Source organism: Proteus sp. G4380 (genome assembly GCF_963885725.1).
In the GTDB taxonomy this organism is placed as follows: domain Bacteria; phylum Pseudomonadota; class Gammaproteobacteria; order Enterobacterales; family Enterobacteriaceae; genus Proteus; species Proteus mirabilis.
On sequence record NZ_CAWPAV010000031.1, the window covers coordinates 1 to 3,854 of the forward strand.

Sequence of the window (3,854 nt, forward strand, 5' to 3'; positions counted from 1 at the left end):
TGTAATATAATGATAGCTTTCATCTATCAAATGAATGGTTACGATCGTCAATATCAATCATTTGATTGTTATTATCATAGCAACAATAAAGAAGAGAATATCTAAAATTATTATAATTATTTATTATTTTTTTGAATGATAAATAAATTTAGGTGTATGATTTTAGTAAGATAATATGGAGCTAAAAATAAGCTGTTTTTTAGTTTTTTTAAGATAAAACATAGGATGTCATCAATATGAATTTTTCTTACTGAAAAATAATAAATTAATACTAATTTAGTAAGAAACGGAAGTAAGCCATATAAATAAATTATTTCTATGGTCGTTGATATTACTAACAAAGCACCAATAAATATATTTATTGGTGCTTTATACAAAGTTATTTCTACTTAACCGTCCAAGCTTCTGAGAAGTCGTGCTCTGAAAATAATTCAGCTAAGCCACTAATCTGTTTTAAACGTAGTACTTCATCTTGTGACATACCTAATTCATCACCAATCTTTTGGTCATTCCAACCTAATCTTGATAAATCTCTAACTATATCCGACATTGCTGCCACTTGATGTTGCCCTCTAGCCCGATTATGGCGAATAGTCGCTGCCATTTGGTCAGCCATAGTATGACTTTCAACATCAAGTATAGTAATAGGTAAATAGCCGTTAATTCGCTTGTTTAAGCTATTTTTTTTACTCAATAAATAACGATGGTAACCATCAACGACTTGCCATTGTGATGGTTTATTTTTGGATTGTTGAATAGGTAAGACAACAACAGGCTGAGTATAACCGTCTTTTACCAGAGACGTTTCTAGTAATCTCTTTTCTGTCGGAGACATGACATTGGGATTATAGTCATTAGCGATAACTTGTTGTTGCTTTATCCAAAGAACACAGTCAGTAGGTTCATTTTTAAATGGGCTTATTTGATGAAGCGATATTTTTATTTTATTGAGAGCTTCAATTTTTTGTTCATCATTTAGTTTTGCTAGGTACTCTTTTAAAACAGAAATTATAGTTTCAATGGTCATATTCACACCTTGCTAAATAAGTTGCCAGTCTTTTCGTTTTCCTTGTATCCGTTTGAAATATCGATCATAACAGTGTGATTTAGTAGGACTAAATGCTAATGTTCTACACCAAAAATCGTTACGCAAGATGGTCTTACAAATTCGTCGCCAAGAAGGTATCTGTTTAGTGCTAGTATCACCTTCTTGTGCATCAGGTATGCCATTTGGGTAATCTCGTTCGGCATACCAGCGAAGATAGACCGCTATTTTATTACGATAATGTTCTGCTGTTTTCTCTGGTAAACTGGCTAATAAAAAGTGAGCATAAGATTTCCACGTATGATGGGAAGGTTTGCTAATTTGATGTCGCCCATAGAAACCTGATTTATTACGAGGATTCGTATATAACATTCCGGCATCAGCTCCACTCACTCGTTCACAAGCAAGACTCCATGTTTCAGGCTCTAGCACATGATATAACCATAGTCCCTTGCGTTGCTCTGGCCCAAAAGGTTCACAAATACGCATTTGACTTAAACTAACGCCTGCTTGGTGCATCAGATCATAAATAGGGTTATAGGGTAAATTGAAACGCGCTATATAAGTCCAGATATCTTTAACATGCCAATCATAAATAGGGTAGGCCATATAATAAAAGCCTTCTGCTGATGCCGTTGTCCAAGGAATATCATCGGCATAACGTAACTTTCGATTATTACTAATGGCAATAAATCGGTTTAAAGATTCATCCGCTCTTATGCCTAGCAGGATAATCGAACTGCGATGATTACCTGTGATCCACTGGTTAAATGCAGGGGTAAAATCTTCAAAAAGCATATTTGGGTGATAAAAAGGGAAAAAGTGAGGGTCAGTTATCGCATCTTCTGGCGGTTGTCTTACCCATTTTTTACCAGACTCCCATGCTGTCCATGTAGGTTCATATTGAGAAATGCCACTTTCAGTGGTGATAGGGAGTGCTATCCAGTAAAACTGTTCAATACAATCTTGGTAGATAGATTTCATTTTTATAATATGATCTATAGTCGCAGAATATTGAACTTCCCAATCAAGAAACATCACATTAAATTTTCTATGTTGTTTTCGCGCTTGTGCGGCAACAAGATGAAAAAGCGCAGTAGAATCTTTCCCTCCCGAAAAGGAGAGAGTGATTTGTTCAAAAGTATCAAATATCCACTGGACTCTCTCTTGAGCAGCTTCTAATACATTTTTCCCCAGCGCAATTTTACGTTTCAAAGACATAACTATCACCAAAATAGATTAGCTAATGTTAGTATTATCACTTAATCATATTTAGATGATAAAGGTAAGTATTAATTGTTAGTAATTATTAATTTTATTTTAATACAGTAGAGTAACTACTCTATTTAATTGTTTTTATTAAACTAACTGATTATGGAAAGATATTACTATATTATTTCAATATGGCGTTATGCTGTATAGATCTGTGATTATGCATTTTTGGTGGTTTTTTATACTAAATATCAATTGGTTATGCAGTAAAATGTATAAAATAATCCAGCGCAAGGGCGATTTAATATCTTTTATTTACTAAAAATAAAACAGATGAATAAGTTTGCTTATCATTAAGCTGAGAAAGAAGATTTCTTAACCGGTCAATCGGCGCTTTTAATGTCAATAACACCTTACTTAACCGTTAGAGTTTGATTTGTTTTTTATTTAATTTCAATATGTTATGTTGTCTTGTTTAGATGATTACCTGTTTAACTATTCGTTATTTCCAGTTATTCGTGGTTTGTATAAATCATAGAATAATCATTTTACGACTAGGATTTTGTATGACACTAGACACTCACAATGGAGTTAAAGTATATACCCCCACAGCATTAAAACTTTATGACTGGTGGGTATTAAATATTTCTAACCGTTATGCATGGCGTTGTGATACAGATAAATATTTGCTACCTCATTTTAAAAATAATCTTGGTGAGAACCATATGGATATTGGTGTAGGAACAGGATTTTACTTAAAAAGAGCTTTAGCTAATATAAATAAAATAGCATTAACAGATCTTAATATTAATAGCTTAGATTATGCTAAAAAAAATATTGTTGATGATAAATTAACTTATTGCTTACAGCATGATATCTATCATAAATTTCCTAATGAATTCAATTCATCGTTTGACTCTATTTCTTTATTTTATCTATTACACTGCTTACCTGGCACAATGGAAGGTAAAAAGAAAGTGATAGAAAATATAAGTAAAATATTAACGGAAAAGGGTGTTTTATATGGTGCTACTATCTTGGGGGCTGATGTTGAACACAATTTTTTTGGTAATAAATTGATGTCTGTTTATAACAAAAAAGGTATTTTTAGTAACTATTCTGACTCGGCAGATGCTTTAGAAAAAGTATTATCTTGTTTTTTTTACGATGTATCTATTCATATTCAAGGAGTTGTCGCGTTATTTACCGCGAGAAATAAAAAATTATAAAAAAAGTAGTATAGTTTGAATAAATTGAAAATGTATCAAGAAGGCGTTACACAGTTGGAGATAAAGTTAGCCTCAGAGAATTAATTTATTTGATAGAATGACAACTGTTTGATAAATAACAGTATTGCTTCTAGTGTGTATCGCTTAAAGTAACCGAAAAAAGCTTAGTTATAAAATATAACTAAGCAAAACGGGGATAATCAAATCAAAGTGTGTGTCCATTTAAGATGATCAAAAATGGATAAGCGTTAAATTATCTAACCATTGAGAATTAATCAACTAAAATTTACCAATTAATTGTAAATTAGATATTAATACTTAGTTATTTTTACTTATTTGGAGCGCTAAAAATATGTACAATACTAAAA

The 3,854-nt window shown here is 31.8% G+C and carries 3 protein-coding genes; 1 reads left to right on the forward strand and 2 read right to left on the reverse strand.

What is annotated here, in order from left to right; translation table 11 throughout:
* Positions 1 to 385: 385 nt before the first annotated feature.
* Entirely contained in the window at positions 386 to 1,027 is a 642-nt protein-coding gene (locus AACU98_RS02165; RefSeq protein WP_004247912.1) for an IbrB-like domain-containing protein, read from the reverse strand.
* A gap of 12 nt (positions 1,028 to 1,039) precedes the next feature.
* Positions 1,040 to 2,266 (reverse strand): phosphoadenosine phosphosulfate reductase, encoded by a 1,227-nt coding sequence (locus AACU98_RS02170; RefSeq protein ID WP_004242527.1) that lies wholly within the window; start codon positions 2,264 to 2,266, stop codon positions 1,040 to 1,042.
* Between the two features lie 557 nt (positions 2,267 to 2,823).
* Here AACU98_RS02170 and AACU98_RS02175 point away from each other — a divergent pair.
* Complete coding sequence (locus tag AACU98_RS02175) at positions 2,824 to 3,486, forward strand: class I SAM-dependent methyltransferase (RefSeq protein ID WP_004247914.1); 663 nt, start codon at positions 2,824 to 2,826, stop codon at positions 3,484 to 3,486.
* The last annotated feature ends 368 nt before the right edge of the window (positions 3,487 to 3,854 follow it).